Here is a 26,327-nt window from a genome sequence, read left to right as displayed (position 1 = left end):
AACCGGGTCTCAAAGTGCAGCCTCATGATGATCAGCCGTCCTTCAACCATCTATCCACTGCCGACCTGCCGGCCGCTGCAGTGAATGCTGCAGTGAACGCCGCGGCCCGGCAGGGGGCACAGTCCGCCGTCGTGGGCAGGACAGAGCTGCTGGAGGAAATCCTGCGGCACCTGTCGGGGGCCGCCCGGGGGTCCGGCTGCCTCCTGGTGGGGGAGGCGGGCATCGGCAAGACCGCCGTGATGCAGCACGTACTTCGAAACCTGCAGGAAGATACCTACATTGTGCAGGTGCGTGGCTCGGAGTTCGCGGGGCGTACGCCCTTCGGTGCGCTGACGTTCCTGCTCTCGGACCTGGACCCGGAGCTTTCCACCCATCCGGTGATGATCCTGCGCGGACTGACCAGGCTGGTTGCGGAACGTTCCGGCGGGCGGCCCGTCCTCCTGGCCGTGGACAACGCCGAGGAGCTTGACGAGTTCTCCGCCATGGTGCTCACCCAGATGGTACTCAACCGCAGTGCGGGGATGCTCGTGGCGTTCCGCGACTTCAGTTCAGCTCCGGCGGAATTCGCCGGGCTGTGGCGTGACGGCATTCTCGCCCGGGTGGATCTTGAACCTTTGAGCGTGTCGGAAACCGCCGCGTATCTCGGTTCGCTGCTGGGAGGTACGGTCTCGCGGGCAGCTGCGGCCGCTGTCCATGGCTACGCCGGTGGCAACCCGCACCTGCTCTCCCTGGCACGGACGGACTTCCAGGACGCAGGACGGCTCCGGCAGCATAACGGCTGCTGGATCCTTGCACCAGGCCAGGAGCTGCACGGCGGACGGGTGGCCTCAGCAGTCATGGGCAGTCTTGCCGGCCTGACGCCCGCACAGACACGTTTGCTGCAGCTGCTGTCCATGGCGGAGTCGCTTCCGCTTCCTGTTGTCCTTTCGAGGCTGGACAGCCCGGACCTGGATGCATTGCAGGAACAGGGAATAGTCACCCTCGATGCACGTCCGGTTCCGGATGTGCTGATTACGAGCCCGGTAACGGCACGGTCTGTCCGTGCTGGACTGAGCCGTGCACGGCAGCGCCAGCTTTTCGAAGAACTCGCGCCGGCATTGAACGAGGGGCTGGTCCTGGATCCACTCGTCCTGGCCCGCTGGCTGAACGGAATCGGCGAACTGCCTGCCCCGGAGCTGGTGCTGCGGGCGGCGCGCCAGGCCACCGACTCGGGACAGCCGGAGACCGCCGTCGGGTTGCTGTCAGCAGCCTTCGACGGGGAGGGGACTGCCGGGGCCGCCGTCGAGCTGGCGCGGGCGCGCACGGCACAGGGGGAATACGGCGCAGCCCTGGGAGTGCTTGCCCGCTTCCGCGGCAGCGACTCGGTTCCCTCGGCCGAGGACCGGATCCGGCTGCAGCTCGCCGAAGGACGGGTGCTGTGCATCCAGGCAACAGGGCTGCGCGACCCCCGCTCCACGGAGGCTCCCACGGAACCGGCCAGGATGCGGCACACGGACCTTTTCGAACAGGCGGAACGGGAAATCGGTGCGCTCGCCACAGCGGACGGGGCGGATACCGCTGATCTGGTGCGGGAACTGGTCCTGGCCCGCGCCGAATGCCACTCCGCCCACGGCCGGTTCCAGGCGAATGCCTCCTACCTTGCCGATCTCGAGATCGCCGATGCGGACTTCCGGATCCTGCGGGCCGCCTGGCTATGCGAGGCCTGGAGCATGACCAACCGCCAGGACGACGCCGTTGAACAGGCTGCACGGGTGGAACGCCAGCTTCAGGGCGCCGGGCTCAGCACCGGAACACGTATCCGGGTAGTCAGCAGGCTGCTGCATACGTACGCGCTGGCGGGAGCGCTTCCGGCCTGCGAACGGCTGCTGGCACGGTCGGCTGCGGACGGCATGGAGGGAACGTACACCGAGTTGGCCGAGGGGTTGCTGCATGCCTTCGCCGGCAGGCCCGAAGCCGCGCTCGCCGCCCTGACTCCCGCCGTCAGCCAGTTGATGGCCAGCGGACCTGCCGCATTCCTTCCGCTGGCCGCGGCGGCGGCGGCGTACTGCCACGCGGCCGAGGGGCGGAGCGAGGAAGCCCGCCGCTACCTGCAGGTACAGCGTTCGGCGGCCGACGGCGGCCCCTGGGCGGTCCGGCGCGGTGCCCGGCATTTCGCGGCCCTCAGCGAAGCAGCGCTGGGATCGGAGACCGGCAGCGGACGCTTCTCATCCCTCGCCGCGCAGGACCATCGGCGGGGGGCCTACGCGTACGAACTCCTGGCCCGGTTTACCGCCATGCGGCTGGGGGATGAGGAAAGCCTGGATGATGTCCTCTCCGTGGCGGCGAACCAGCAGGGGGACTTCGCCGCGCTGTGCGAGCTGTACGCCAAAGGCCTGGGCAACGGGGACGCCCAGGTCTTGCTGCGGGCATCGGAGGTTGCCGCCGGGATTGGACACGTACTGTTGGCCCGGGAAATCTCCGAGCATGCCCTGGGGATCGCCTCCGGGGCAGGAGACCGGGCGACCGTACGTTTTATCCACCGCAGCCGCCGGGTGGCAGCCACCGATGCACCGCCCGAAGCCGCCGACGAGTTCCTTGGCGCGCTGACTGCCCGGGAGCGCTCCATTGCACGGAAGGCAGTGGCCGGCACGAGCAATAAGCAGATCGCCGAGGACCTGGGCATATCGGTGCGAACCGTCGAAGGGCATCTCTATCAGGTCTACTCCAAACTCCATGTCGGCAGCCGGCGGGAGCTCGCACGCACTATTGCTGAGCAGTCAGGGGCGAAGAAATGACGTATTGGGGGCAGGGCCGCCAGCTGTTCGGCCGGGACCGCGAACTTGCCGAAATCACTAACCGCCTGCTGGAACCGGGGCTGCGCGGCGTCGTGCTTCTCGGGGCCGAGGGGATTGGCAAGTCGTCGCTTGCAGAATTGGCAGCGGAACGGCTGGGCTCCATCATGGCTCCCTACTACGTGTGCGGAAGCCCCGTATTGTCACGGATGCAGTACGGCATCCTCTCCACTTATCTGGGTGCCGCCACAGCCGCTGAAATGGAGTCTCCGCTTGCGGTGCTGAGAGCGGTGCGGGCGCATTTCCAGCGGCTTGCGGAAACCAGTGGGATGCAGACCCTGCTGGTGGTGGACAATGCCCAGCACATTGACGAGGCCAGCGCCCACCTGCTCAGCCAGCTGGCCATGTCGGGGGAACTGCGGCTGATGGTTATTTCCCGGGCACGGGCACCAAGGATCCACGAGCTGCTCTCGCTGGCACGGGATGGTCTGCTGGCGCGGATAGACCTGGGTCCGTTGCCCCGCCAGGCAGTTCATGAGTTCTGTGTGAGCGTCCTCGGCGGGCCGGTGCTGCAGGCATCCAGTACCCTGCTGAGCCGGATGTCCGGCGGCAATCCGCTCTACGTCAAGGAACTGATGGCGCGCGCCCGGCGGCAGCAGCGGTTGATGGAGGTGAACGGGGCCTGGTACCTGACGGAGGAGCCTGACAGCCTCGACACCTCGCTGGTGGATCTGGTCAAGGGCATGCTTGCTTCCCGCAGCCCGGCGGAACGCCACGTCCTCGAGACCGTTGCCCTCGCCGAGCGCCTGCCGCGTTCCATCGTGTCTTCCGTCTCCGACGAAGAAGCCGTGCGCTCGCTGGTGATCGACGGCATCCTGGAGATCCTGCCGGACCGGGACGAATCGGCGCACCTCGTGCAGCCGCTGCATGAAGACATTATTCGCAGCCTGGTCCCGGCGGCCCGCAGCGCCGAAATCCGTGCCCGGATCATGGAACGCTACCACCCCGGATCGCTGCAGGATCCCGGCGGACCGGCAGCCCTGGACGCCCTGCTCCGCCACGCCGAGTGGGCAATGGACTGCGGCGAACGGCTTGCCCCGGAGGACCTGCTCGCGGCTGCCCGGGCGGCAAACGGGATGGGGGACGCTGCAAGGGGCCAGCGTTTCGCGTCCGCAGTGGATTCCCTTCCCCTCCGCAGGGCGGCGGAAGTGGAGGTTGCCGCTGCCTATGTATGGCAGGGCAGCTACGGCCTGGCCCGCACGCACCTGGAAGCCCTGGCTGCCGTGGCTGACGACGCCGGCCCCTGGGATGAGCGCAGCCTTCAGCGGGGGGCTTTCACCACCGCGATGATGCTCCGCCAGACCAACGCGCAGAGCACGGATGTGAACGCCCTGGCACACAGATGGATCGAAGTGGCGACAGGGCTGGTCCCGAAGGACGCGGCGTCCGCCCAAACCCCTCCCGGGGTGTCCGCCGGTGCGGGGGTGCTTACCTCCGCCGCGCTGATCCTCGACGGCGCGTATACCGAAGCCTGCAGCCGGCTGGCTGCGCTCGCCGCGGAAGAGGGTGAGCCGCAGACAATAGGCGACGCCGAGCGGGCACTGCTCATCCACGGGCTCTATGCGGAAGTCCTGGCGGCGTGCGGCGAGGTGGGGCAGGCGCTGCAGCAGGCGCAGGCCGCCACCAATCTGCTCGACGCCAGCGCCGGGCAGCTGAGGAGCTACTCGGGATTCGTGTTCGTACGCCACGCCCTGGCCCTGCTGCACGGCGGCCGGTTCGCCCAGCTGGAACAACTCATCACCCGGATGCATAACGGACCCCGCCACCTGCTGACCCTGCTGGGTGGAACGCTCGGCGTTTTCGAGGCGGCACTGGAAATCCACCGGGGCAGGCTGCATGAAGGGCTGCGGCGGCTCCGGCCGGCAGTGGAAGCACTGCGGGGGAGGGATCCTGAGTCGCTGCTTCCCTATGCGCTTGGACTGGCCGGCTACGCGTCAACGGTGGTCGGGGACGGCACCCCCGCCGCGGGGTTCGGGACCCAGGTGCATTCCGCCGGGTATACGGGTCCCCCGCATTTGTGGCTCACGGCTCAGGCGTACGCGGCGGCGGCTGAAGCCTCGCAGGCCACCGAGGGGCCCACCACCGGCGCGCTTGCCGGCCTTGCCGCCGAGGCGCGGGAGGCGGGACTCCGCAGCACTGAAAAGGACATCCTGGAACTGTGCCTCGCGGTGGGCGATCTGGGGCAGGTCACCCGGCTGGCCGAGTTGACGGCGGACTTCGAAGGAGGGGAAGCTCAGGCACTGCATGCCTACGCCGCAGCAGTTGCTTCCGGCAATCCGGACCGCATGGTGGCGGCAGCGGAGGACGCCATCCGCGCCCAGAAGTACCTGGTCGCCGTGGAGAGCATTGGACACGCCATCCGGTTCTACGGGAACCACGGCAACCTGCGCCGGCAACGCGCGCTCATCCAGCAGCTGCGCCGGCGGCGGGAGGAACTGGCCGGAGTAACGGTGTCGTATCTGAGCCCGTCCCTGCATCTGGTCCGCCTGACCCGGCGGGAGCACGAAATCGTGGACCTGCTGCTCTCCGGGGCGACCACCAAGGACATCGCTGCGCACTTCACCCTGTCGCAGCGGACCGTGGAGGGGCACGTGTACCGGATCTACGTAAAGCTGGGCATCAGCCGCCGGGCGGATCTGGAATCGGCGTACCGTGCGCTGGAGCCGGGCCCGCGCAGCGGCTCCCTGTTGTAGCGCCGGCACGGGCGCCCACTAAGGCTGCACTCACATGCGGCCGGTGTTCCCTGCATGGAATGATTAGGGCAGACTTGTCTTGCGAAATGCCTCGGGCAGTCCCTAATTGAGGAGTTTTTGTGTCGGTTGTTTCCACTCCCGCGAGCCTTCACCGTGCCGGCGGTTCCATGGACAATGCCGAGGTGGAGCGGATCCGGAACGACTTTCCGATCCTCGACCAGGAAGTCAACGGGCACCGGCTTGTCTACCTCGACTCCGGCGCCACCTCGCAGAACCCGCTGAGCGTCATCGAGGCTGAACAGGAGTTCTACGAGCAGCGGAATTCGGCCGTCCACCGCGGCGCCCACACACTGGCCGTTGCGGCCACCGATGTCTACGAGCAGGCCCGCGAAACGGTGGCCGCGTTCATCAACGCCCGCCCCAATGAGCTGGTGTGGACTTCCAACGCCACCGAGGGGCTCAACCTGCTGGCCTATTCCTTCTCCAACGCCTCCCTGGGTCGTGGGGGAGAGGCGGCGGCGCGCTTTGTCCTGAAACCCGGCGACGAAATAGTCGTCACGGAAATGGAACACCACGCCAACCTGATCCCCTGGCAGGAACTGGCGGCCCGCACCGGGGCCACGCTGCGCTATGTACCGGTGGACGACGACGGCGCGCTGCGGCTGGAAGAAGCCGAACGCATCATCGGTCCGCGCACCAGGATCCTGGCCTTTTCCCACGCCTCCAACGTGCTCGGGACCATCAACCCGGTGGACACCCTCGTGGCCATGGCCCACCGCCACGGCGCCCTGGTGGTGCTGGACGCGTGCCAGTCGGTGCCGCACATGCCGGTGGATGTGAAGGCCCTCGACGTCGACTTCCTGGTCTTCTCCGGCCACAAGATGCTCGGTCCCACCGGAATCGGCGCCCTTTACGGCAAGTCCGAACTGCTCGACGCAATGCCTGTTTTCCTCACGGGCGGCTCCATGATCACCACGGTCACCATGGACAAAGCGGAGTATCTTCCCGCCCCGCAGAGGTTCGAGGCAGGAACGCAGCGCATCTCCCAGGCAATGGCCCTGGGCACGGCGGCTAATTACCTCACCGAAACAGGGATGGACCGCATCCACGCCTGGGAGGCTGCGCTGGGCCAGCGCCTGGTGGAAGGCTTGGAGCGGATCGACGGAATCCGTGTCCTGGGCCCGAAAGCCGGCGTGGAGCGGATCGGCCTCGCGGCGTTCGACGTCGACGGCGTCCACTCCCACGACGTGGGCCAGTTCCTTGATGACCAGGGGATTGCAGTGCGGGTAGGCCACCACTGCGCACAGCCGCTGCACCGCCGGCTGGGGCTGGTTTCCACTACCCGTGCCAGCACATACCTCTACAACACCACCGGCGACGTCGACGCATTCCTGGCCGCCGTTGCCGGAGTCCGTCCCTTCTTTGGAGTGAAGTAAATGAGCTCGGACCTGCAGCAGCTCTACCAGCAGATCATTTTGGAGCATGCGAAGCGGCGCCGCGGCGACGGGCTGCTCGATGCTCCGGCCGGGGTTGCTTCAGGGGAATCCCATCAGCTGAACCCCACGTGCGGAGATGAAATCACGCTGCGCGCCGTCGTGGACGGTTCCACTGTGGAGGGTGTCAGCTGGGAGGGGCAGGGCTGCTCCATTTCCATGGCCTCGGCGTCGGTGCTGACCGAGCTTGCGACCGGCACGGACCGGGACACGGTTCTCTCACTTGTGGACGAGTTCCGGACGCTGATGCGCTCCCGCGGCAGCATCGAACCGGATGAGGAAGTGCTCGGGGACGCCGCGGCGTTTGCGGGCGTGGCACGGTATCCGGCGCGGGTGAAGTGCGCCATGCTGGCCTGGGTGGCGCTGGAGGAAGCGCTGCTGGCAGCGAACCCGCCGGTCGGCTAAGGGCTCCGAAACGGCTGAGGGCTCCGAAAGCAGCTCCCACCGGACCCGCGCAGGACCCACAAAGGAAGGACCCACGGCCCGGTGTGAACCGGGGCCGTGGGTCTGTGACCGTGATTGCTACTGCGGCTGCGGTGTCGTAGCCGCTTCAACCCGCAGCTACACGCTGTCCGTCCGCCGTCGGCTGATCATCACGGCTGCACCGCCTGCCAACAGCGTGCCGATGCCAGCTGCTCCCCACAGGGCCAGGGACCCATCGGCTCCCGTCGTGGCCAACGTGGCCAACGTGGCCGGGTTGCTCCGGACTGCTCCACCGCTGGAAAGCACGTTGATGCCGGCTGCCGGTGGAACGACCGGATCGTTGGGCGGGTCGATGAGCAGAACCTGCGGATCGGTTGGGTCGGCCGGTGGGAGCGCTATCTCAGTCGACGGGTCCGTGGGGTCCGCGGGCGGATCGATAACGGTGACGGGCGGGTCCGTCGGCTCCTCCGGTGGATCGGTAGGCTCCGGTGTCTCCGTTTCCTCGCAGTCATCGTCATGGCCGTGGCCGGGCTTGTCCTTGTCGGGTTTCCCGTGGCCGTGGCCGGGCTTGTCCTTGTCGGGTTTCCCGTGGCCGTGGCCGGGCTTGTCTTTGTCGGGTTTCCCGTGGCCGTAGCCGGGCTTGTCTTTATCCGGTTTCCCGTCGCCCCTGTCGGGTTTCCCGTGGCCGTAGCCGGGCTTGTCTTTATCCGGTTTCCCGTGGCCGTGGCCGGGCTTGTCTTTGTCGGGTTTCCCGTGGCCGTGGCCGGGCTTGTCTTTGTCGGGTTTCCCGTCGCCCCTGTCGGGTTTCCCGTGGCCGTAGCCGGGCTTGTCTTTATCGGGTTTCCCGTCGCCCCTGTCGGGTTTCCCGTCGCCCTTATCCGGTTTCCCGTGGCCGTAGCCTGGCTTGTCTTTATCGGGTTTCCCGTCGCCTTTATCCTCCCTTTCCCCGCCACTGCCGGATTTACCCATATCCCCAACATCTGGTTCACCATTGTCGGGCTCTCCTGCTGTTTCTGCGGGAGCAGCAGGAGCCGCGGGTAGCTCCAGGCCGGGAGAGGGCGCTGGGTCGGCTGGCTCTGTGGGTACGTCAGGTGCCTGGGTATCGGCGGGAGGTACCGCATCAGCGGCCGGATCCGTTTCCCCGGCCTGTGCAGTACCGGTCCCGGCGAGCATCAAAACGCCCGCAAGCATAAAGGCGGAAGTGGTTTTCTTCATATTGGGTCCCCAAAAGTCATTAGATATCGGAAGGCCGAACAATGTCGGCAGAGGCCGACCGGCAGGGGGAACCTAGCAGTCGGGCTGCAATATCTGAATGCGTATTTAGGCGACCAAGTAGGCATTACTCGGGTATCGAGAAACGCTGTGTTTTAAATGCGTTTACACCACGTAATTCGTTTGCACGTGTTTCTCCGGGCTTGGCGGGGAATGCGCAGCGTCGCCCGTGAAGGGCAGGCCGGGAGGGGCATTTAGCTTTCGTTGTCTCCCGGCCGGGTGGTCCTCAGGGCCGGCCCATGCCCTTGTAGTTCCAGCCTGCAGCCCGCCACGCGGCCGGGTCCAGGACATTGCGGCCGTCGATGATGTTCTTGTCGGCGACCAGTGGCCCGGTGGATACCGGGTCAAGAGACCGGTATTCCTTCCACTCGGTGAGGAGCACCACCGCGTGGGCACCGAGCAGGGCGTTTTCGGTGGCCGGTTCGTAGCTCAACTCGGGGAAGCGGCCCTTGGCGTTCTGCAGTGCCTGGGGATCGGTCACTGTGACGGTGGCACCCTGGAGCTGGAGCTGCGCTGCGGCACTGAGGGCGGGGGAGTCGCGGACGTCGTCGCTCTCCGGCTTAAAGGCCGCACCCAGGATAGTCACGCGTTTACCCAACAGGGATCCACCGCAGACCTCCCGCGTCATCTCCACGACCTTGGACCGGCGCCGCATATTGATGGCGTCCACCTCCCGGAGGAAGGTGAGGGCCTGATCGGCGCCGAGTTCGCCGGCACGGGCCATAAAGGCGCGGATGTCCTTGGGCAGGCAGCCTCCGCCGAACCCGACGCCCGCATTCAGGAAACTCCGCCCGATGCGTTCGTCCATGCCAATGGCATCGGCGAGGGCCGTGACGTCGGCTCCGGACGCGTCACACACCTCCGCCATGGCATTGATGAAACTGATCTTGGTGGCGAGGAAGGAGTTTGCGGCGGTCTTGACCAGCTCGGCCGTCGCGTAGTCCATGGTCAACCGGGGTGTGCCTGCGGCCAGCGGCGCCGCATATGCCTGGTCGAGGACCGCGGCGGCGGCAGCGCCTGACGGGCCTTCGGGCAGTCCGTAGACCAAGCGGTCAGGGGAGAGGGTGTCCTGTATGGCGTGGCCCTCGCGCAGGAATTCCGGGTTCCAGGCCAGGACGGCTCCGGGTGCTTCATGCGCCAGATACTCGGCCAGCCGGGCGGCGGTACCCACCGGAACCGTGGACTTGCCCGCTATGACGTCTCCGGGTGCCAGATGCGGTGCCAGCCCGGCGACGGCTGCATCCACGTAGCGCATGTCTGCCGCGTATTCGCCCTTTCGCTGCGGCGTCCCAACGCAGAGGAAATGAACCTCAGCGCCGGCCGCATCGGCCGGATCCGTGCTGAACGCCAGCCGGCCGCTCCCGAGCGCTTCCGCAAGAAGCTCAGGCAGCCGGGGCTCGAAAAAGGGAGCGCGTCCAGCGGCCAGGTCGCCGATCCTTGCTGCGTCGACGTCGATACCCACTACGTCGTGCCCCAGTTTCGCCATGGAAACCGCGTGGACGGCCCCCAGATAGCCGCAGCCAATAACGGAAATACGCACTGTTCCCCTATGTTTCATCACGGTTTTTCGGGCCGCAACAACCTTATCCTGCGCGCAGGACAGGCGGTATCAGGGGACTTCGACCGGCAGGACCACACGGAAGGTGCTTCCGGCACCGAGCTCTGAGGTGAAGGAGATGCGGCCCCCGTGTGCCTCGACAATGGACTTCGTAATGACCAGTCCCAGGCCGACGCCGGGGATGGCGGCCTTCTTTACCTGGCCTGTCCGGAAAAACTTAGTGAACACATCCCGCTGGTCCTCCTCACTCATACCGATGCCGGTGTCCTGGACCTCCAGGACTACGTGTCCGCCCTCCCGGCGGGAACGTACGGTGACCGAGCCGCCGTCGGGAGAGTATTTGACGGCGTTGGAGAGGAGGTTATCGAGCACCTGGGAAATCCGGTCCGGATCAACCTCTGCTTCCAGCGTCGGTTCACAGTCACAGTCCACGGTGACTCCAATGACCGAAGCCCGGGGCCTCACGGTATCCAGGCTGGCACGGACGAGTTCGGCGACGTCCGTTTTCCGGCGGTGCAGGTGCATGGTCCCTGAAGCGGTGGTCAGCAGATCGGCAACCAGCAGCAGCAGGCGTTCGGCATTGCGCTGGGCAACCCGCAGCGCGCTGTGGAGGTGGCCGGGGACCCCGTCCATCTCCGGGTCATCCAGGACCAGGTCGAGGTAGCCGATGATCGACGTCAGGGGTGTCCTGAGCTCGTGCGACACGCTGGAGACGAAGTCTTCCTTGGCATTGAGTGCGTTCACCATGTCGGTCACGTCGCTGTAGGCCAGCACCGAGCCGGCAAACTCCCCGTTGTCCCGCAGCGCCCGGGAACAGACGGCCAGAGCGCGCTGGTGGTTGGCCGGCCCGACCCACATGATGACATCGGAAAAGGACTCTTCACGCAGTGCCCGCTGGGCCGGGCGTTGGGCCGGCGCCAGGGGCGTGACCTGGTCCAGATCGAAAATGAGGGCGTCCTCGCCATGGATGGGTACGCCATCCGCGATGGCGAGGGCATGGTTGGCCCGTTGCCGGCTGTTCATGAGGATGGTCTGCCCCTTGGCGTCGATGGCCATAACGCCAACGTCCACCGTCTCCAGCACTCCATCAAGCAGCTGGGAGCGCAGCCGTGTTTCCTGCAGACTGCCCTGCAGCTGCGCCTCGGCCGCGGTGAGCCGTGCACGTTGAACGGATGTATCGTTCTCCACCGTCGAGACCACTATGGCGATGCCCATCATGACGAACGGAATAAGCAGCGGAGCGGCCAGTTCTACCAGCTCGGGTGATCCCTGGCTGAAAATCGGGGCCCACAGCACCAGCGTGGTGCAGACATAGCTGAGTATCCAGGCCGCACGTGGGGCCGCACCGGACCAGGCCATCCAGAAAACAGGGAAGACGGCCAGGAAACTCAGCCCGATTACGGAGTTTCTGCCGTCATGGTAAAGGCCGCCCACCACAGCGAAATCCAGCACAGGGATAATCCAATAAGCCAGCGGGGAATACCGCTCCCACGGCACCGCCACGCAGGCCGCAGTCAAGATGGCAAGAAGTACCAGGCCTAATTGAAAACTGCGGCTGCCGAAAACGGCGGGGGCGACGACGGCAGTAATCGGCAGCGCTACGGCAACCGAAATCACGAGTGGGAGCTGGCTTATCAGCAGTCTCAATCGAAGACTTAGTTCATTAAACTGCGATTTGATCCCCATCATGGCAGCCGCACGGTCTTGGAGACTGGACATATAAAATTGGAACCCCCGGATTCCTATAGTGGTAGCTCAGATTATAGGGGTGCTCCTGTAAGATACGGTGCAAGGGGTGCGGACAATCAGAACGTCCGCGGGACAGGAAAAAATACAGGCATGGAAATACAGCGCGTAGCCGTCATCATCGAAGACGACGCAGATATCCGGGATCTTCTATATGCAGTTCTGCAGCAGTCCGGTTTTAAGGTCTTCACTGCACCGAACGGCTCGGAAGGCGTCGAAACCGTGCGGCTGCATAATCCCACGGTCGTCACCCTGGATCTGGGCCTCCCCGACATTGACGGGTTCGAGGTGATTCGGCAGCTGCGGCAGTTCAGCGACGCGTACATCGTGATGCTCACCGCCCGCGCCGAGGAGCTCGATACCCTGATGGGACTCGAAGCCGGAGCAGACGACTACATCACCAAGCCTTTCCGGCCGCGGGAGCTCCGCGCACGGATCTCGGCCATGCTCCGCCGCCCGCGCGGGGAATCCGGTGCAGCGTCAGACATCCCCGATTCCGGCGGTACTGCTGCTTCCGCTCCCGAAGGGGCGCCGGTGGCAACCCTCACGGCATCAGCCCCCGTGTCCGCGCAGGTGGTCCCGGCCGCTCCGGGGACGTTCGCCCACAACGGCCTGACCCTGGACCCGGGCACCCGGACCACCGAGATTAACGGTGAGGGCGTGGAACTGACCCGCACCGAATTCGACCTGCTGCATGCCCTTCTGGAGGGAGGCCGGCTGGTACGGACCAAGACGGATTTGGTCCGGCGGCTGCGCGGCGAGGAATATGACACGGGCTCCTTCATCAGCGATGCGGATGAGCGGACCGTGGAAGTGCATGTGGGTAACCTCCGCCGCAAACTTGGCGACGATTCGAAGTCGCCGCGCTGGCTCGAGACCGTACGCGGCGTCGGCTACCGTCTGGCACCGCAGGTTTGATGGCGCGGTTCCGGGTCCCTGACCCGGAACCCCGCCGCCCGTGCCCGGGCCTAAACGCCGGCCGGGCCTAAACGCCGGCCATACGCGGCCCGGCGCCTATGCGCCGGCCGGCAGTTCGACGGTAAAGGCGGTGCCGCGTCCCTGGGCGCTTTCCACCCGGATGCTGCCGCCGTGCGCTTCGACAATATCCTTGGTGATCGCCATCCCGAGTCCTACTCCGGGGATGCCCGCCAGCCGCACCGTGCCGGCCCGGAAGAACTTCTCAAAGACATCCTCCACATCGTCGGCGGACATGCCCATACCGGTATCCGCCACACGGAACACCGCGCTGCCGCCTTCACGCCAGGCACTTACCGTAACCGTGCCGCCGTCGGGGGAGTATTTGACGGCGTTGGAAAGCAGGTTGTCCAGTACCTGGGTGATGCGGTGCGGATCCGCGGTCAGCGGCAGGTCGGCGGGGGTGTCGTCGACCAGTACGACGCCGGCCTCCCGGGCCTTTGTCTCTGCTGTGCCGAGACTGCTGCGGATGAGTTCAGCGAGGCACACAGGGCGGGTCTCCAAATGGACTGTGCCCGAGGCTGCGGTGAGGAGGTCCGACACCAGGCGAAGCAACCGCTCGCTGTTCCGCAGTGCAATCCGCAGGGATCCTGGGATCCCGCCCTGCAGCTGGCTGTCCTCGGCTTCGTCCAGCGCGAGCTCCAGATAACCCATGATCGACGTCAATGGGGTGCGGAGCTCGTGCGAGACGCTGGCAACAAAATCGTCCTTGGCTGCCAGCGCTCCGACAAGGGCGGTCACGTCGGAGAAAACGAGGACCGCGCCATTGAAGCCGCCGTCGTCGGTGCGGAGTACGGCCCCGGAAGTGTTGAGGGCCACCTGCGCGCCGGGAGGGCCCAGCCACAACTGGACGTCGCGGAAGTCCGAGCCTTGCAGGGCGCGTGCAACGGGACGCTGGTCATCGGGAACCGGAGTGGTGCGGTCAAGGGTGTAGAGGAGCAGGTCGCGTTCATGCGGGTCCACCGTCCCGGCCGGCAGGGCACGCTCCTGGAGGAGCCGTTGACGGCTGTTCATGTGCCGGGGCAGACCGTCCTCGTCCACCAGGAGGACGCCGACGTCGATCGCGTTCAGCACTCCGTCGAGCTGCTGGGACCGCCGCTTGCTCTCCGCCAGCGCAGCTTCAAGGAGCCGGTCCTTGTTCTCCAGGGTTTCGCGCTGGGAGCGGATATCTTCCCGGAGCACTGAGACAGTGACCGCGACGCCGAAGCTCACCAGTGGAACGAGCAGCGGGGCGGCAAGATCCGCTCCGTCGAAGGGCCCGGAACCGCCCAGGATGAACGGATGCCAAACCGACAGCAAGGGGCAGAAAAGACTCAGTGCCCGGGCGGCTACGGGGGAGACCCGGGACCACGACATCCAGAAGACCGGGAAAACGTGGAGAAGGCTCAGGCCGGTAAGGATGCCAGTGCTGCCATGGTGCAGCATGGCGATGGCGACGAAGTCGAGCAGTGGAATGATCCAATACGACGGGTACCAGAGGCGGTTCCATGGAATAGCGATGCACGCGGCGGTAACGAGCACCAGCATGATGAGTCCCGCAACGAATTCCTGCCGTTCGAAGACCTCCGGCAACTGCCAGGCAGCGACGGCGCTGATCACCCCCACAACGATGACCAGCGGTGCCTGGCTCAGCGCTGTCCGGAAACGCAGCGGCAGTTCATGGAATTGCGAGCTTATGCCGAAAAACCCCAGCGTCGACTGCGACAACCGCGACATGCGTGACCCCCTTGTAAGCACAACAGGGTCTAACGATACCGGTGGTACAGGTGTCAAATGACCGTGCCGGTCCGGTGCGGACCCGCCGGAAGGACGGTCCCTTACCGGGACACTTCCACATCCAGGGAAGCCGAGAGAAAAGACATGGTCTCGGTGCCGCAGCGGTCAATCGTCTGGACCATATTCCTTAGTCCGGCCAGGTCATAAGCGGCCACCAGATCCTGCGCCTGGCTGGCCAGGGCAGACAGGCGTTCGGCCCCTGCCATGTGGCTGGAAATCTTGATGCTCAGGACTACGTCCATCGCAGCATCGAAGTCCTGGTGTTCCACAGCCTGCACGAGGCGGGTGAACCGTCCGTCCCACATGGAGAGGTAATTCCCGATGTACTGCCGGCACGTACGTGCGCCCATCTGCTCACTGAGGTCCAGGAGGGTGCCCAGGGCAATCAGCCGGGGCTGTCCGCCGCGATGCATCATGCGGCACTTCCCTGATGGTGGTGGCGGGAGGCGGCCGGGCCGGGCCGGAGCCGGCAACCGGTGACGGCCAGCGGCTGGACCGGTGTCCCGGTCCGCTGGTCCCGCGGGAAAGAGAGGTACAAAAAAATTTCCTTCGAGTGTGGGGCTCGTCGATGGTCGTGAAACTGTCCTGGCAGGGAAACTTCCTGCGACACGTCCCACAGTGGCACTAAAACCTCAGGATGGAGTGCCCGCGACACTCAAGATCGAGGCAATATTTAGTGCGCGGTTTAGTGCGCCCTTTAAAGCGTTCCGGCGGGCTCCGCCGAACGCCGGGCGGCATCCCTCCCCAACGTTCCGGTGGATGCCCGCACCAGGACCGGTCCGTCGACGTCGACTGCCCCCGGCACTGCATTCCGGCCATGCAGGAGGTGCGTTTCGCTGGTTGACTCCGGTTCGTGGGACCCGGTTGAGGGGACATTGCGGTTGTCTTGCGCAGCAGTTGAGGTTTTGCGGAATGTTTCTCCAACCCTGTGTGAAGGGCGCCGCGATTCTTGAGGACGGCCGGGGAAAGTGGAAGCCAACGGCAGGAAGAACTTCCTGGCCCAAGACTTTCGAACAAGGGGAACAAGATGAACAAGATGGCTAAAGGCGCACTGGCAATCGGTCTCGGCTCGGCAATGCTGCTCGGCGGCGGCGGAACGCTCGCCGTCTGGAATGACAAGGCAACCGCCGATGCGGGAATCATCCAGGCCGGCAGCCTGGATGTCGCAGCCGAGCCGGGTGTCTGGACCAACGCCGCCGGCGTGATCGACATTGCCTCGTACAAGGTTGTACCGGGCGAGCAGCTCACCTTCACCCAGAACGTCGACGTTACCCTCGAGGGTAACCAGATGAAGGCCCAGCTGAGCCTGGACCCCGTCGCGGCCAACAGCTTCAAGGGCAGCGCGTATCCCGTGGTGACCTACACGAAGGGCGGCCAGAAGTTCGATCCCGCGAAGGACTTCCTGACCACCACCAGCGAGATCACCGCGAAGGCCGTCTTCACCTTCAACCCGAACACCACGGGTCAGCAGGACATGGGCGCGACCCTGGACCTCTCGAAGGTCAACTACATCCTGACGCAGGTCGCCAAGTAACACCCGCCCCACCCCCTTGTTCTAACCCTGGTTGTGCGCGGCGCCTACGCACCGCGCACAACCTGTTCCCCTGGAGGAAGAATCCGTGAAGAGCCTACTGAAAGCAGCCGGGTTGATCCTGGCCGCTGTCGTACTGGGGCTCATGACGGTCCAGGGGAGCTACGCACTGTGGAACGTTATGGTTCCCCAGAACGCCGGCACCGTCCAGGCAGCTGACTTCACTGTCCTGGTGAATGAAGCCAACATGGCCTCCACCCCGGCCCTGGCGCTTAACGCCGGCGGATTGAACCGCGGAACGGCGGCCTACACCGCCGTGCGGGTGACCAACACGGTCAACGTCACCGCGCAGTCCCCGTTGGTCCTGCAGCCGTCGGTATCGCTTCCCCCGGCCGCCAGCATGCTGAACGGGAACCTGACGGTAGCCACCACGGTTCTCCCGGGATCGGCCGCCTGCCCCGAAAACCTTGCCTACAAAGCGGGCGCCCCTGTTCTTCCGGTCCTGGCTACGGGAACCACCCAGACCATTTGCTTCAAGGTTTCGCTGAACAGCAATACCCCGGCGAACCAGCTCGGACAGCCGGTCAACATCCCGGTAAACCTCAGCGTGGCGCAGCTCGCGCCGGCAGCTAAGTGACGGATAGGAAAACCATGTCGAGTGGCCGCAGGACAGCAGAGAAGCCCGCCAGCCCGCTGCGTTTCATCGGAGCCGGTTTGAGCTACCTGGCCCTGTGTGCCACGGCTCTGGTTGCCCTGGTCCTGATAGTCATTCCGCTGGTGACCGGTTCGCAGACCTTCAGCGTCCTGACCAGCTCCATGGCACCGCACTACGCTCCGGGCACCTTCCTGGTGGTCAAACCCACACCGTTCGAGGAACTGCGCACCGGCGACGTGATCACCTACCAGATCGAGTCCGGCAGCTCTGCAGTCATCACCCACCGGATCAATTCCATTGGCACCGCCCAGGACGGGGAACGGACCCTGTTCACCAAGGGTGACAACAATGCCATTGTCGACCCCGAGCCGGTACGCGAGGTCCAGGTCCGCGGCAAGCTCCTCTACGCCGTCCCCTTTATTGGTTTTGCCGCCAACGCCCTGGGCAACTCGGACCGGGGCGAGGCCATCCAGTGGGGCGCGGTAGCGCTGCTCGGCTACGGCATCGTCACCATGGTCCGCGGTGCCCTGGCCAAGAAACGTGGAGAAGGCGACTCCGGGCCGGCTGAAGCCGACAACGGAAACCCCGGCAATGACCTCACCGACGGCGGCGCGGCCCCGGTGCAGGCTCCCCGTGCCAGCGTCCCCATGCAGGATCCCTTCGGCCATGACGATCCCCACCTGGAAGAGTGCGAGCACTGCAACCATGACAGTGCACACCCGCACATCCACAGCCGCCGGAAGCCCGTCGCTGTCTGATGCCCTTCCCTGGACGGGCGAAGCAGTGGCTCACCGCCGGCGCGGTGGGCTTTGCCGCCGCAGCCATCACGTTTGCCGGTTCCCCTGCGGCCGTTGCCGCCGGCAGCTACCTCACCTTCAGCCCTGACGGCAGCACGTACAGCCCCACCCTCGACGGCCCCGTCTTCGCCGAAAGCGCCCGGTTGGTCCCCGGTGGATCCACCGGCGGAAGCGTCTGGATCCGCAATGACGGTGCCGATGCGGCTTATCTTTCGGCCGGTGCCGTCAGCGCCGGGATGGATCCGGAGCTCGTGGGCATGCTCAGTGTGAGCGCATCCGCCGGTGCCGTGGGCGGGCCGCCGGCAGTCCTGGGCTCCAACGGGATGTGCAGCGACGTTTATCAGGGATGGGTGCTGGGGGCCGGGGACGCCGTCCGCATCCAGCTCACTGCCGGCCTGTCGCCGGACGCTCCGAACGCGGCCATGGGCCGCAGCGCCCGGTTCGACGTCGTGTTTTACCTGCAGTCCACGGACATCGCAGGTACCGGTCCCAGCGCCTGCGAAGCACTGGGGATTCTCGACGCTTCCGTGCCGCCGTCGGACACCGGAGTGGCGGCAGGCAACGCCCCCGGCAACGACGCCCGGACTACCGGCCGGCCGGCACCTGCGCCGCGGCCGGGATCCGGGACGGTGCCGGGCCTGGCACCAGCCGGTGACGGAGGCGCGGCAGCCCTTGCCGGATTCCCTGCCGCACCGGCGGCCCCCGGCGAGGAGGACAGGGACGCCGCCTTCAACACCAACGTTCCGCCCGTGGCCGCCGGACGTTTGGAAGAGTCATCGCCGGCGTCGTTCGAGAGCACGGTGGAACCCGTGATCCGTTCCCTGTCGGGTACGCTCCTGATAGCACTTTCGGTGGCCTTCTTCGCCACCGCGGGAATCCGACTACGAAGCAGGAGCCGATGAGCAGGAAATCGCAGCAGGGGGCTGCGGAGAGCGCCGAAGCTGGACAGGACACGCGGTCCGGACCGGCAGCGCGGCTGCGTCCCCAGCCGGGGTTACGCACCGCTGCGGCCGCGTTTATCGTGACTGTGCTCCTTGGCCTGGGCGGGACTGCCGCGTACGCCTACTGGAGCCAGTCCACGACGGCGACCATCACGGTCCTCCCGACGGCGAAGGTCCGGACGCCCGGCCCGCTTCATTGCAACCCCTGGGGCACGAATGAGCTTTCCTGGAAGACCGTTGCCGACGTTGATTCTGATGTGGTCTACGTGCTCACCTTCGCCGTGGGTTCGACCAGCAAGACCTATGCACTTCCGCTGACCACGACGGAGGTGAAACCCGTATATCTGTCCGGCCTGGCATCGGCGCTCGGGACCAGCAAAATGGTGCCGCTGACCGTAACCCTGCGGACCGCCACCGTGAACAAAGCCGTTCCGGCAGCCACGGCCATCGCCGCCTCCGACATTCTGGCCGCGTCGGAAGCGTCCACGCTCCAGATGTCCTACTGGTCGCTGGTGGCGGGGGCCGGCAACTATCCCTGCGCCGGCTAGTCGTCCCGGCCTTCGTACACGTCAGGGATCCCATCCGAGTCAGCGTCAACCCGCTCCCGGGCCTCGATGAGACGGTACCGCCGGTTGCGGGCGGTCAGCAGGACCGAGGCCAGCAGGGCGGCGAGGACCGAAGCCATCAGGATGCCCACCTTGGCATCGTCGTTGTGCAGTGACCCGACGTCAAAACTCAAATCGTTGACCAGCAGGGACACGGTGAAGCCGATACCGCCGAGGATGCCTATCCCGGCCAGGTCCACCCAGCGGACGTCCGGGTCCAGTTTGGCCCGCGTCCCTGTAGTGACAGCCCAGGTGGTGAGCAGGATGCCGATGGGTTTGCCTACCACCAGGCCCAGGATGATCCCGACCGCCACCGGGTCTGTGACGGCCGCACTTACCCCACTCCATCCGCCGAGGGCAACACCGGCGGAAAAGAAGGCGAAGATAGGCACGGCGAAGCCGGTCGAGACAGGCCGGAAGCGGTGCTCGAAGATTTCCGAGAGGCCCGGGCGCTCCGGGTCGGCGGGCAGTTTCTGCCGGTCCGGCCCGCGGCGCAGCACGGGCACCGCAAAGCCCAGCAACACCCCGGCCACGGTGGCGTGGACACCGGATGCATGCATCAGTGCCCACGTGGCGATACCGAGGGGCAGCAGGAACACCCAGGCGGGCCAGGCGCGGGAGCCGAAGAAGCGGGGGACGCGCTGGACCAGGAACGTGAACGCGGCCAGCGGCAGCAGCATCCAGAGCAGGTAGCTCAGGTGCACGTCTTCGGAGTAGAAGAAGGCAATGATGGCGATCGCGATGAGGTCATCCACCACGGCGAGGGTCAGCAGGAAGATCCGCAGTGCGCTGGGCAGGTGCGAACTGATCACAGCGAGCACGGCCAGGGCGAAGGCGATGTCGGTGGCGGTGGGGATAGCCCAGCCCCGCAGGCCGTCCGAACCGGCAATCACGTTGACGGCTACATAGACCAGGGCGGGGACGACGACGCCGCCCGCGGCGGCCGCGATGGGAACGATCGCCTGCCTGAGGTCTCTCAGGTCCCCCGCAATGAATTCCTTTTTCAGCTCCAGGCCGACCAGGAAGAAGAAGATGGCCAGCAGCCCGTCAGCCGCCCAGGTGCCGATGCTCAACTTCAGGTGCCACGGTTCGTAGCCGATTTCGAAATCACGTACGGCGAAATAGGTGTCTGCCGCCGGGGAGTTGGCCCAGACCAATGCGGCGACGGTCGCAATCAGCAGCAGGATCCCGCCCACGGTTTCCTTACGGAGGATCTCGCCAATGCGGAGCGTTTCACCGTAGCTGCGCCTGCCCAGGATGGTGCGCGCGCCGGTTGGCTTGGGGGAAGAGGGGTCTGAGGCCATGGGATGGATCCTAACGAATTCGGGTACGGCAAACTTATTGCCGACCAGACTTCCCGGCGCACCATGTACCAGTCTAACCGGCTCAGGGCGCCAGCGCGTGACGCACGCCGCACCGGGCAATGAAGCGCCCCGGCAGGAAACCTGCCGGGGCGCGTGACAAACGGAACTCAGCCGATGAGGCCGCGGACCCCGATCACGAGGGTGGCCAGTGCGAAGACCATGGCCGTGCTGATCTTCATCAGGTTCATCGTCATGTAACGGGTGGGTGCCCCGTTGGTGTCCCGTGCCTGCGGGGACCTCAAGACGTCCCGCAGATAGGGCGGCCACATGAGGAGGGACCAGAGGCCGGCGATAACCAGGACCAGTGCAAGGGGAGTAGGGAGGTCCATGGGTTAGTGCTGCCGGCTTTCAATCCACTTGCCGGCCTGGCCCGCCTGGATGGTCAGTGCCTTGCCGATCATCGGCTCGGCCGCCTTCGCGATCTTGTCGCCAAGGAACGGGATGGAGGAAGCCACCTTGCCGTCGACGTCGACGCGGGTGCCCTCGGGGGTGCTGATAAGGCGCTGTACGGCGTTGACCTTCAGCGGCACCCCGCCCACGGAGAGTTCCACTTCGGCTTCCCGGGATCCGTCTGCGGCAGGGGCGGCCCACTGTTCCTTCTGGGTGACCGTCAGGGTGGCGCCAACGAACTTCTTCACCATGTCCGGCAGCCGGTCCGTCGGCATGGTCCGCACAGCGGTGAGGACGAAGGCTCCCGCAGTGTCACCGTCTACGGAAGCGGACACCAGGGAGCCGCCGACGTGCTCGCTGATGCTGCGCAGGAAACCTTCATCGGCGAATGTGTCCGTCACGGTGCGTACGTCGTAGGGCAGGATGGTTGATGCGTTCAGGGCCATGGGTCCTCCGTAAGGTGGGCGGGAAGCCGGAATCCGCGGGACTGCAAGCCCGCCGACCGGCCAACCCTCATCCTAAACCGGACCTTTCGCTGCCCCGAAACTGCCCGGACCTCCGGGTGCCCGGGCTAGGGTTCCAGGTTGATGCAGCCCACCGGGTTCCCGGCTGCGCCGCCCGGTCCTGCGTCGAGGATGAGGAGGGACTCGGCGCCGTCGTCCGGCAGCGTCCACGGCACCGTCGTTCCTGCGGTGGCGGTGCCGGCGGCGTCGGTCGTGAAGTCCAGGACCAGGCCACCCTGCGGGCCCTGATACTCCGGGCCCGCATCGGCCGGGTCCTCGCCGCAGTCATCCCGGTGCAGCCGGGCACTGAACGTCGTATTCGCCGCGAAGCTCTGCGCCTGCAGCTGCACGGTAGTGTCCTCCGGGGTTTCCCCGACAGTCACGATGGCAACGGACTCGTCAGGGATCAATGCCGTGTTGTAGGTGGTCGCGACGGCGTCATCGCAATACGGCCCAAACGTTCCTTCAAGGATGCCGCCCGGAGTGGGGGAGGCGGTGAACCTTCCGCACCGGTCGGGGTTGGAGGTGCGGCCCGGAATGCCGGCCGCCTGGCAGTTTTCTTCGCCGGGGCTGTTCGGGGAGATGGTGGCGCAGGACGACGGGCCGGAAGCGGACTCCGTGCCGGTGGAGGTGGAACCACCCTCGGGATCGTTGTAGCCGTCGCCGTCGGGGTTGCCGGCGCAGCCGGCAAAGGTGAGCGCGAGTACGGCAAATCCGGTGGCCAGAAGGGTCGCGTTGCGAGCCATGGGGCAGTCCTTACGTCGGTCAAAGGCGAGACTGAAGAAAGGGGAATTGCTGTCCGGTTATGCCCGTGCCCTTCCAGCGTGGCAGGCGCTCCAGCGAAAATCCAGATCCACGGCGGCTGGGCGGTTCAGCTGGCCGGGACGGAGGCGCGTGGCCTGTTTTCCGCTCTCAGCGGCAGCGCCATACCACCGGGCCGGCAGCGGGTAATGTTGAAGAAAACCCCGGGGTTCCGTTTGTGAACTTCGGGTATTTGCGTTGCCGTCATGAAGGAGAAACCACCCCATGAGCCTGAACGGACTGCGTGCCGCCCTCGCTGAGGACCCCTCGTACGCAAGGGTGCGGACCCTTTCCTCCCGGCCACCCGCAGGCCGCAGTGAAGATCTTCAGATCGGAGCGCCGCAGGGCATGCGCGCTGCCTTGCTGGCGGAAGTCGTGGACGGGATTGCGGCGGCCGGGGCCGGCGACGGCGTCCCTCCGGTGGTGCTGGCCGTCACGGCAACGGGCCGCGAGGCCGAGGACCTGGCGGCTGCGCTGCGCAGCTACCTGCCGCTGGCCGGTATTGAGGAATTCCCCAGCTGGGAGACCCTGCCGCACGAGCGCCTTTCTCCACGCTCGGATACCGTGGGACGGCGCCTGTCCGTGCTCCGCCGGCTGGTTCATCCGGAAACCGCGCCGGTCCAGATAGTGGTTGCCCCCGTGCGTGCCGTGGTCCAGCCCCTGGTGGCCGGGCTCGGCGAACTGAAGCCGGTGGCCCTGAAGGTCGGCCAGGAACAGCCTTTCGACTCCGTGGTGCAGGCGCTGGCAGAGGCCGCCTACGCACGGGTGGATATGGTTTCCCACCGCGGCGAGTTCGCCGTCCGCGGCGGCATCCTCGATGTTTTCCCGCCCACCGAGGACCACCCCATCCGCATCGATTTCTTCGGTGACGAGGTGGATTCCATGCGCTGGTTCGCGGTCGCTGACCAGCGGACCCTCACCGGGGAGCACGTCACCCATCCCTCCGAGCTGTACGCCCCGCCGTGCCGGGAAATCCTGATCACGCCGTCGGTGATGAGCCGTGCCGCCAAGCTCAAGGACCAGATGCCCGCAGCTGCGGACATGCTGGAGAAGATCGCCGGCGGGATTGCCGTGGAAGGCATGGAATCCCTGGCTCCCGTTCTCGTGGATTCCATGGTTCCGCTGATGGGCGAGCTGCCCCGGGGATCCATCGCCGTGGTCATCGAGCCGGAAAAAGTACGTGCCCGGGCCCACGACCTGGCTGCCACGAACGAGGAGTTCCTGGCAGCGGCATGGGCGACGGCGTCCGACGGCGGCGCCGCACCCCTGGATCTTTCGGCCGGGCTCGCAGCGGACCTCGACGCCGCCAGCTTCCGCTCCCTGGCGGACACCCGCACGGCTGCGCACGCCAACGAAGTCGCCTGGTGGTCCATCACGTCCTTCAACCCCGATGACGAAACCGTCCTCGATATCGACACCCTGACCATCAACGCGCGCGAACCCCGCGGGTACCGCGGCGACGTCGCGGAAATGATGGACTTCATCGGCGGCCGCGTCCGGGACGCCTGGCGCGTGGTGGTGGTGACTGAAGGCCCCGGCCCGGCCGCCCGCCTGGCCGAACTGTTCCGGGAAAACGACATCCCCGTCTCCCTGGTCGATTCCGTGGACGAGGAACCGCGTCCCGGCGTCATCTCCATCACCACCGCCAGCGCCGGCCGCGGGTATGTCTTCGACAGCCTCAAGACCGGCCTGCTGACCGAGGCTGACCTGCTCGGCCGCGCCAGCACCTACTCCACCCGCGACATGCGCAAGATGCCCTCGAAGCGGCGCAACGCCGTCGACCCGCTGCAGCTGCAGGAGGGCGACTTCGTGGTGCACGAGCAGCACGGCGTGGGTAAGTTCATCGAGCTGATCCAGCGCGCCACCGGCGCCGGCACCAACAAGACGGTGCGCGAGTACATGGTGCTCGAATACGCGTCCTCCAAACGGGGTGCGCCGGGGGACCGGCTCTTTGTTCCCACCGACCAACTGGACCAGATCACCCGGTACGTGGGCGGGGAAACCCCTGTGCTGTCAAAGATGGGCGGCTCCGACTGGGCCAAAACCAAGAGCCGGGCGCGCAAGGCGGTCAAGGAAATTGCGGGCGAGCTGATCCGGCTCTATTCCGCGCGGATGGCGTCCAAGGGCCATGCCTTCGGCCCGGACACCCCCTGGCAGCGTGAACTTGAGGAAGCCTTCCCCTATGTCGAGACCCCGGACCAGCTGACCACCATCAACGAGGTCAAGGCGGACATGGAACGGGAAGTGCCCATGGACCGGCTCGTTTCGGGCGACGTGGGCTACGGCAAGACCGAAATCGCGGTACGGGCTGCATTCAAGGCCGTGCAGGACGGCAAGCAGGTGGCGGTTCTGGTGCCCACCACACTGCTGGCCCAGCAGCATATGGAAACCTTCGCCGAACGCTTCTCCGGTTTCCCCGTCCGCGTGGATTCCCTTTCCCGCTTCCAGACGGCCAAGCAGGCCAAGGCCACCATTGAGGACGTCAAGGCCGGCTCGGTTGACGTCGTCATCGGCACACACCGCCTGTTGTCCCAGGAGGTCCAGTTCAAGGATCTGGGCCTGGTGATCGTGGATGAGGAACAGCGCTTCGGTGTTGAACACAAGGAAGCGCTGAAGAAGATGCGCACCAACGTGGACGTGCTGGCCATGAGCGCCACCCCAATTCCGCGGACCCTGGAGATGTCCCTGACCGGGATCCGCGAGACCTCCACGCTGGCCACCCCGCCCGAGGAACGGCACCCGGTGCTGACCTACGTGGGTCCGTACACGGACAAGCAGGCTTCCGCCGCGATCCGCCGTGAGCTGATGCGCGAAGGCCAGGTGTTCTTCGTCCACAACCGGGTTTCGTCCATCGACCGCACCGCCGCGCACCTGCGCGAGTTGGTTCCGGAGGCACGCATCGCCGTCGCCCACGGCCAGATGAGTGAGTCCAAGCTCGAGCAGATCATCGTGGATTTCTGGGAGAAGCGTTTCGATGTGCTCGTGTGTACCACCATCATCGAAACCGGCCTTGATATCTCCAACGCCAACACCTTGATAGTTGACCGGGCGGACCACTTCGGCCTGTCGCAGCTGCACCAGCTGCGCGGCCGCGTGGGCCGTGGCCGTGAGCGGGCCTACGCCTACTTCCTGTACCCGTCGGAGAAACCGCTGGGCGAGGTCGCACTCGAGCGGCTGAAGGCCGTGGCGACCCACAACGAACTGGGTGCGGGTATGCAGCTTGCCATGAAGGACCTGGAAATCCGCGGCGCAGGAAACCTGCTGGGTGGGGAGCAGTCCGGCCACATTGCCGGCGTCGGCTTTGACCTGTACATCCGGCTGGTCGGCGAAGCCGTGGCGGATTACCGCGGCGAGGCCGAGGAGAAGGCCGCGGAAATGAAGATCGAGCTGCCGGTTAATGCCCATCTGCCGCACGAATACGTGCCGGGGGAGAGGCTGCGGCTGGAGGCCTACCGCAAGCTGGCCTCGGCACTGACCAACGAGGCCATCGACGAAGTCCTGGCCGAGCTGGTGGACCGCTACGGCGAGCCGCCGCAGGAAGTGAAGAACCTGATCGACGTCGCCCGTTTCCGGGTGGACGCACGCGCCGCCGGGCTGACCGACGTTGCGCTCCAGGGGAACTTCATCAAGTTTGCTCCGGCGGACCTGCCCGAATCGCGCACCATGCGGCTGCAGCGCATGTACCCCGGCGCACTGGTGAAGCCCGCGTTGAACGCCGTGCTGGTGCCCAAGCCGAAGACAGCCAGGATAGGCGGCCGGGATCTGGTGGACGCCGAAATCCTGGCCTGGGCCAAGCAGGTGCTTGACGCCGTGTTCAAGGAGTAAGGCGGCTGGCTAGCCTGTCACCGCTATAACGAAGACAGCTGCGGCAGCCACGACACACGAGGCGAGTACCGCGTAGCCAATGAGGAGAATCCGCTGCTGCCGGGCCCGGTCCCGGCGCCATTCCCTACGGGTCATGGTGGTAGTCATG

The 26,327-nt window shown here is 66.0% G+C and carries 21 protein-coding genes; 11 read left to right on the top strand and 10 right to left on the bottom strand.

The annotated features are described in order from the left end of the window. Positions 1-14: 14 nt before the first annotated feature. The 4 genes from QNO03_RS08535 to sufU all read left to right on the top strand — a co-directional run bounded on the left by QNO03_RS08535 (position 15) and on the right by sufU (position 7,422). Entirely contained in the window at positions 15-2,774 is a 2,760-nt protein-coding gene (locus QNO03_RS08535; protein WP_289602967.1) for a helix-turn-helix transcriptional regulator, read from the top strand. Continuing rightward, positions 2,771-5,524, top strand: coding sequence for a helix-turn-helix transcriptional regulator (locus QNO03_RS08530; protein WP_289602966.1), 2,754 nt, complete (start codon positions 2,771-2,773; stop codon positions 5,522-5,524). The genes QNO03_RS08535 and QNO03_RS08530 overlap by 4 nt, the downstream gene beginning before the upstream one ends. 119 nt (positions 5,525-5,643) lie before the next feature. Continuing rightward, on the top strand, positions 5,644-6,960 hold the full coding sequence (locus QNO03_RS08525; protein ID WP_283995894.1) for a cysteine desulfurase: 1,317 nt from the start codon (positions 5,644-5,646) through the stop codon (positions 6,958-6,960). After that, on the top strand, positions 6,961-7,422 hold the full coding sequence (gene sufU / locus QNO03_RS08520; protein ID WP_289602965.1) for a Fe-S cluster assembly sulfur transfer protein SufU: 462 nt from the start codon (positions 6,961-6,963) through the stop codon (positions 7,420-7,422). 156 nt (positions 7,423-7,578) lie between these two features. On the opposite strand, the gene QNO03_RS08515 is transcribed toward sufU, so the two are convergent. The 3 genes from QNO03_RS08515 to QNO03_RS08505 form a co-directional block, all read right to left on the bottom strand. Continuing rightward, complete coding sequence (locus QNO03_RS08515) at positions 7,579-8,409, bottom strand: hypothetical protein (RefSeq protein ID WP_289602964.1); 831 nt, start codon at positions 8,407-8,409, stop codon at positions 7,579-7,581. A gap of 529 nt (positions 8,410-8,938) precedes the next feature. Further along, the gene (locus tag QNO03_RS08510) at positions 8,939-10,252 is read right to left on the bottom strand and encodes a UDP-glucose dehydrogenase family protein (protein ID WP_289602963.1); all 1,314 of its coding nucleotides are present in this window, start codon (positions 10,250-10,252) and stop codon (positions 8,939-8,941) included. Between the two features lie 69 nt (positions 10,253-10,321). Further along, positions 10,322-11,917, bottom strand: a complete 1,596-nt coding sequence (locus QNO03_RS08505) for a sensor histidine kinase (RefSeq protein ID WP_289602962.1) — start codon at positions 11,915-11,917, stop codon at positions 10,322-10,324. 192 nt (positions 11,918-12,109) lie between these two features. On the opposite strand from QNO03_RS08505, the gene QNO03_RS08500 reads away from it, so the two are divergent. Then, positions 12,110-12,934 carry a response regulator transcription factor gene (locus QNO03_RS08500; RefSeq protein ID WP_289602961.1) on the top strand — a complete coding sequence of 275 codons (825 nt, stop codon included), beginning with the start codon at positions 12,110-12,112 and terminating at the stop codon, positions 12,932-12,934. A gap of 96 nt (positions 12,935-13,030) precedes the next feature. Here the strand turns inward: QNO03_RS08500 and QNO03_RS08495 are convergent, their stop codons facing one another. Both QNO03_RS08495 and QNO03_RS08490 read right to left on the bottom strand, forming a co-directional pair. Beyond that, positions 13,031-14,707, bottom strand: coding sequence for a sensor histidine kinase (locus QNO03_RS08495; RefSeq protein ID WP_289602960.1), 1,677 nt, complete (start codon positions 14,705-14,707; stop codon positions 13,031-13,033). Positions 14,708-14,808: 101 nt separating this feature from the next. Next, complete coding sequence (locus QNO03_RS08490; protein WP_229949817.1) at positions 14,809-15,183, bottom strand: Hpt domain-containing protein; 375 nt, start codon at positions 15,181-15,183, stop codon at positions 14,809-14,811. Positions 15,184-15,794: 611 nt separating this feature from the next. On the opposite strand from QNO03_RS08490, the gene QNO03_RS08485 reads away from it, so the two are divergent. The 5 genes from QNO03_RS08485 to QNO03_RS08465 all read left to right on the top strand — a co-directional run bounded on the left by QNO03_RS08485 (position 15,795) and on the right by QNO03_RS08465 (position 19,239). Beyond that, on the top strand, positions 15,795-16,301 hold the full coding sequence (locus tag QNO03_RS08485) for an alternate-type signal peptide domain-containing protein (RefSeq protein ID WP_289602959.1): 507 nt from the start codon (positions 15,795-15,797) through the stop codon (positions 16,299-16,301). 85 nt (positions 16,302-16,386) lie between these two features. Continuing rightward, on the top strand, positions 16,387-16,935 hold the full coding sequence (locus tag QNO03_RS08480) for a hypothetical protein (RefSeq protein ID WP_289602958.1): 549 nt from the start codon (positions 16,387-16,389) through the stop codon (positions 16,933-16,935). A gap of 14 nt (positions 16,936-16,949) precedes the next feature. Further along, positions 16,950-17,711, top strand: coding sequence for a signal peptidase I (locus tag QNO03_RS08475; RefSeq protein ID WP_289602957.1), 762 nt, complete (start codon positions 16,950-16,952; stop codon positions 17,709-17,711). Continuing rightward, complete coding sequence (locus QNO03_RS08470) at positions 17,711-18,652, top strand: hypothetical protein (protein WP_289602956.1); 942 nt, start codon at positions 17,711-17,713, stop codon at positions 18,650-18,652. Before QNO03_RS08475 ends, QNO03_RS08470 begins: the two co-directional genes overlap by 1 nt. Beyond that, a complete protein-coding gene (locus QNO03_RS08465) occupies positions 18,649-19,239 on the top strand; it encodes a hypothetical protein (RefSeq protein WP_289602955.1) in 591 nt (196 codons plus the stop codon). Before QNO03_RS08470 ends, QNO03_RS08465 begins: the two co-directional genes overlap by 4 nt. On the opposite strand, the gene nhaA is transcribed toward QNO03_RS08465, so the two are convergent. The 4 genes from nhaA to QNO03_RS08445 all read right to left on the bottom strand — a co-directional run bounded on the left by nhaA (position 19,236) and on the right by QNO03_RS08445 (position 22,299). Further along, positions 19,236-20,600, bottom strand: coding sequence for a Na+/H+ antiporter NhaA (nhaA, locus tag QNO03_RS08460; RefSeq protein WP_289602954.1), 1,365 nt, complete (start codon positions 20,598-20,600; stop codon positions 19,236-19,238). The two genes, QNO03_RS08465 and nhaA, sit on opposite strands and share 4 nt — an antisense overlap. Positions 20,601-20,767: 167 nt before the next feature. Then, positions 20,768-20,989, bottom strand: a complete 222-nt coding sequence (locus QNO03_RS08455) for an SCO4848 family membrane protein (RefSeq protein ID WP_289602953.1) — start codon at positions 20,987-20,989, stop codon at positions 20,768-20,770. 3 nt (positions 20,990-20,992) lie between these two features. Continuing rightward, positions 20,993-21,496 (bottom strand): DUF2505 domain-containing protein, encoded by a 504-nt coding sequence (locus QNO03_RS08450; protein ID WP_289602952.1) that lies wholly within the window; start codon positions 21,494-21,496, stop codon positions 20,993-20,995. A gap of 125 nt (positions 21,497-21,621) precedes the next feature. Next, complete coding sequence (locus QNO03_RS08445; protein ID WP_289602951.1) at positions 21,622-22,299, bottom strand: hypothetical protein; 678 nt, start codon at positions 22,297-22,299, stop codon at positions 21,622-21,624. 280 nt (positions 22,300-22,579) lie between these two features. Here QNO03_RS08445 and mfd point away from each other — a divergent pair, with 280 nt between their 5' ends. Further along, positions 22,580-26,179: a transcription-repair coupling factor gene (gene mfd, locus QNO03_RS08440; RefSeq protein WP_289602950.1), complete on the top strand. Its 3,600-nt coding sequence runs from the start codon at positions 22,580-22,582 to the stop codon at positions 26,177-26,179. 9 nt (positions 26,180-26,188) lie between these two features. Here mfd and QNO03_RS08435 read toward each other — a convergent pair whose 3' ends face one another. Beyond that, positions 26,189-26,326, bottom strand: coding sequence for a hypothetical protein (locus QNO03_RS08435; RefSeq protein ID WP_229949839.1), 138 nt, complete (start codon positions 26,324-26,326; stop codon positions 26,189-26,191). Between the last annotated feature and the right edge of the window lies 1 nt (position 26,327).

Origin of the sequence: Arthrobacter sp. zg-Y877 (assembly GCF_030373105.1) — a bacterium.
Lineage (GTDB): Bacteria > Actinomycetota > Actinomycetes > Actinomycetales > Micrococcaceae > Arthrobacter_B.
This window is presented reverse-complemented; position numbering and strand designations above follow the sequence as displayed.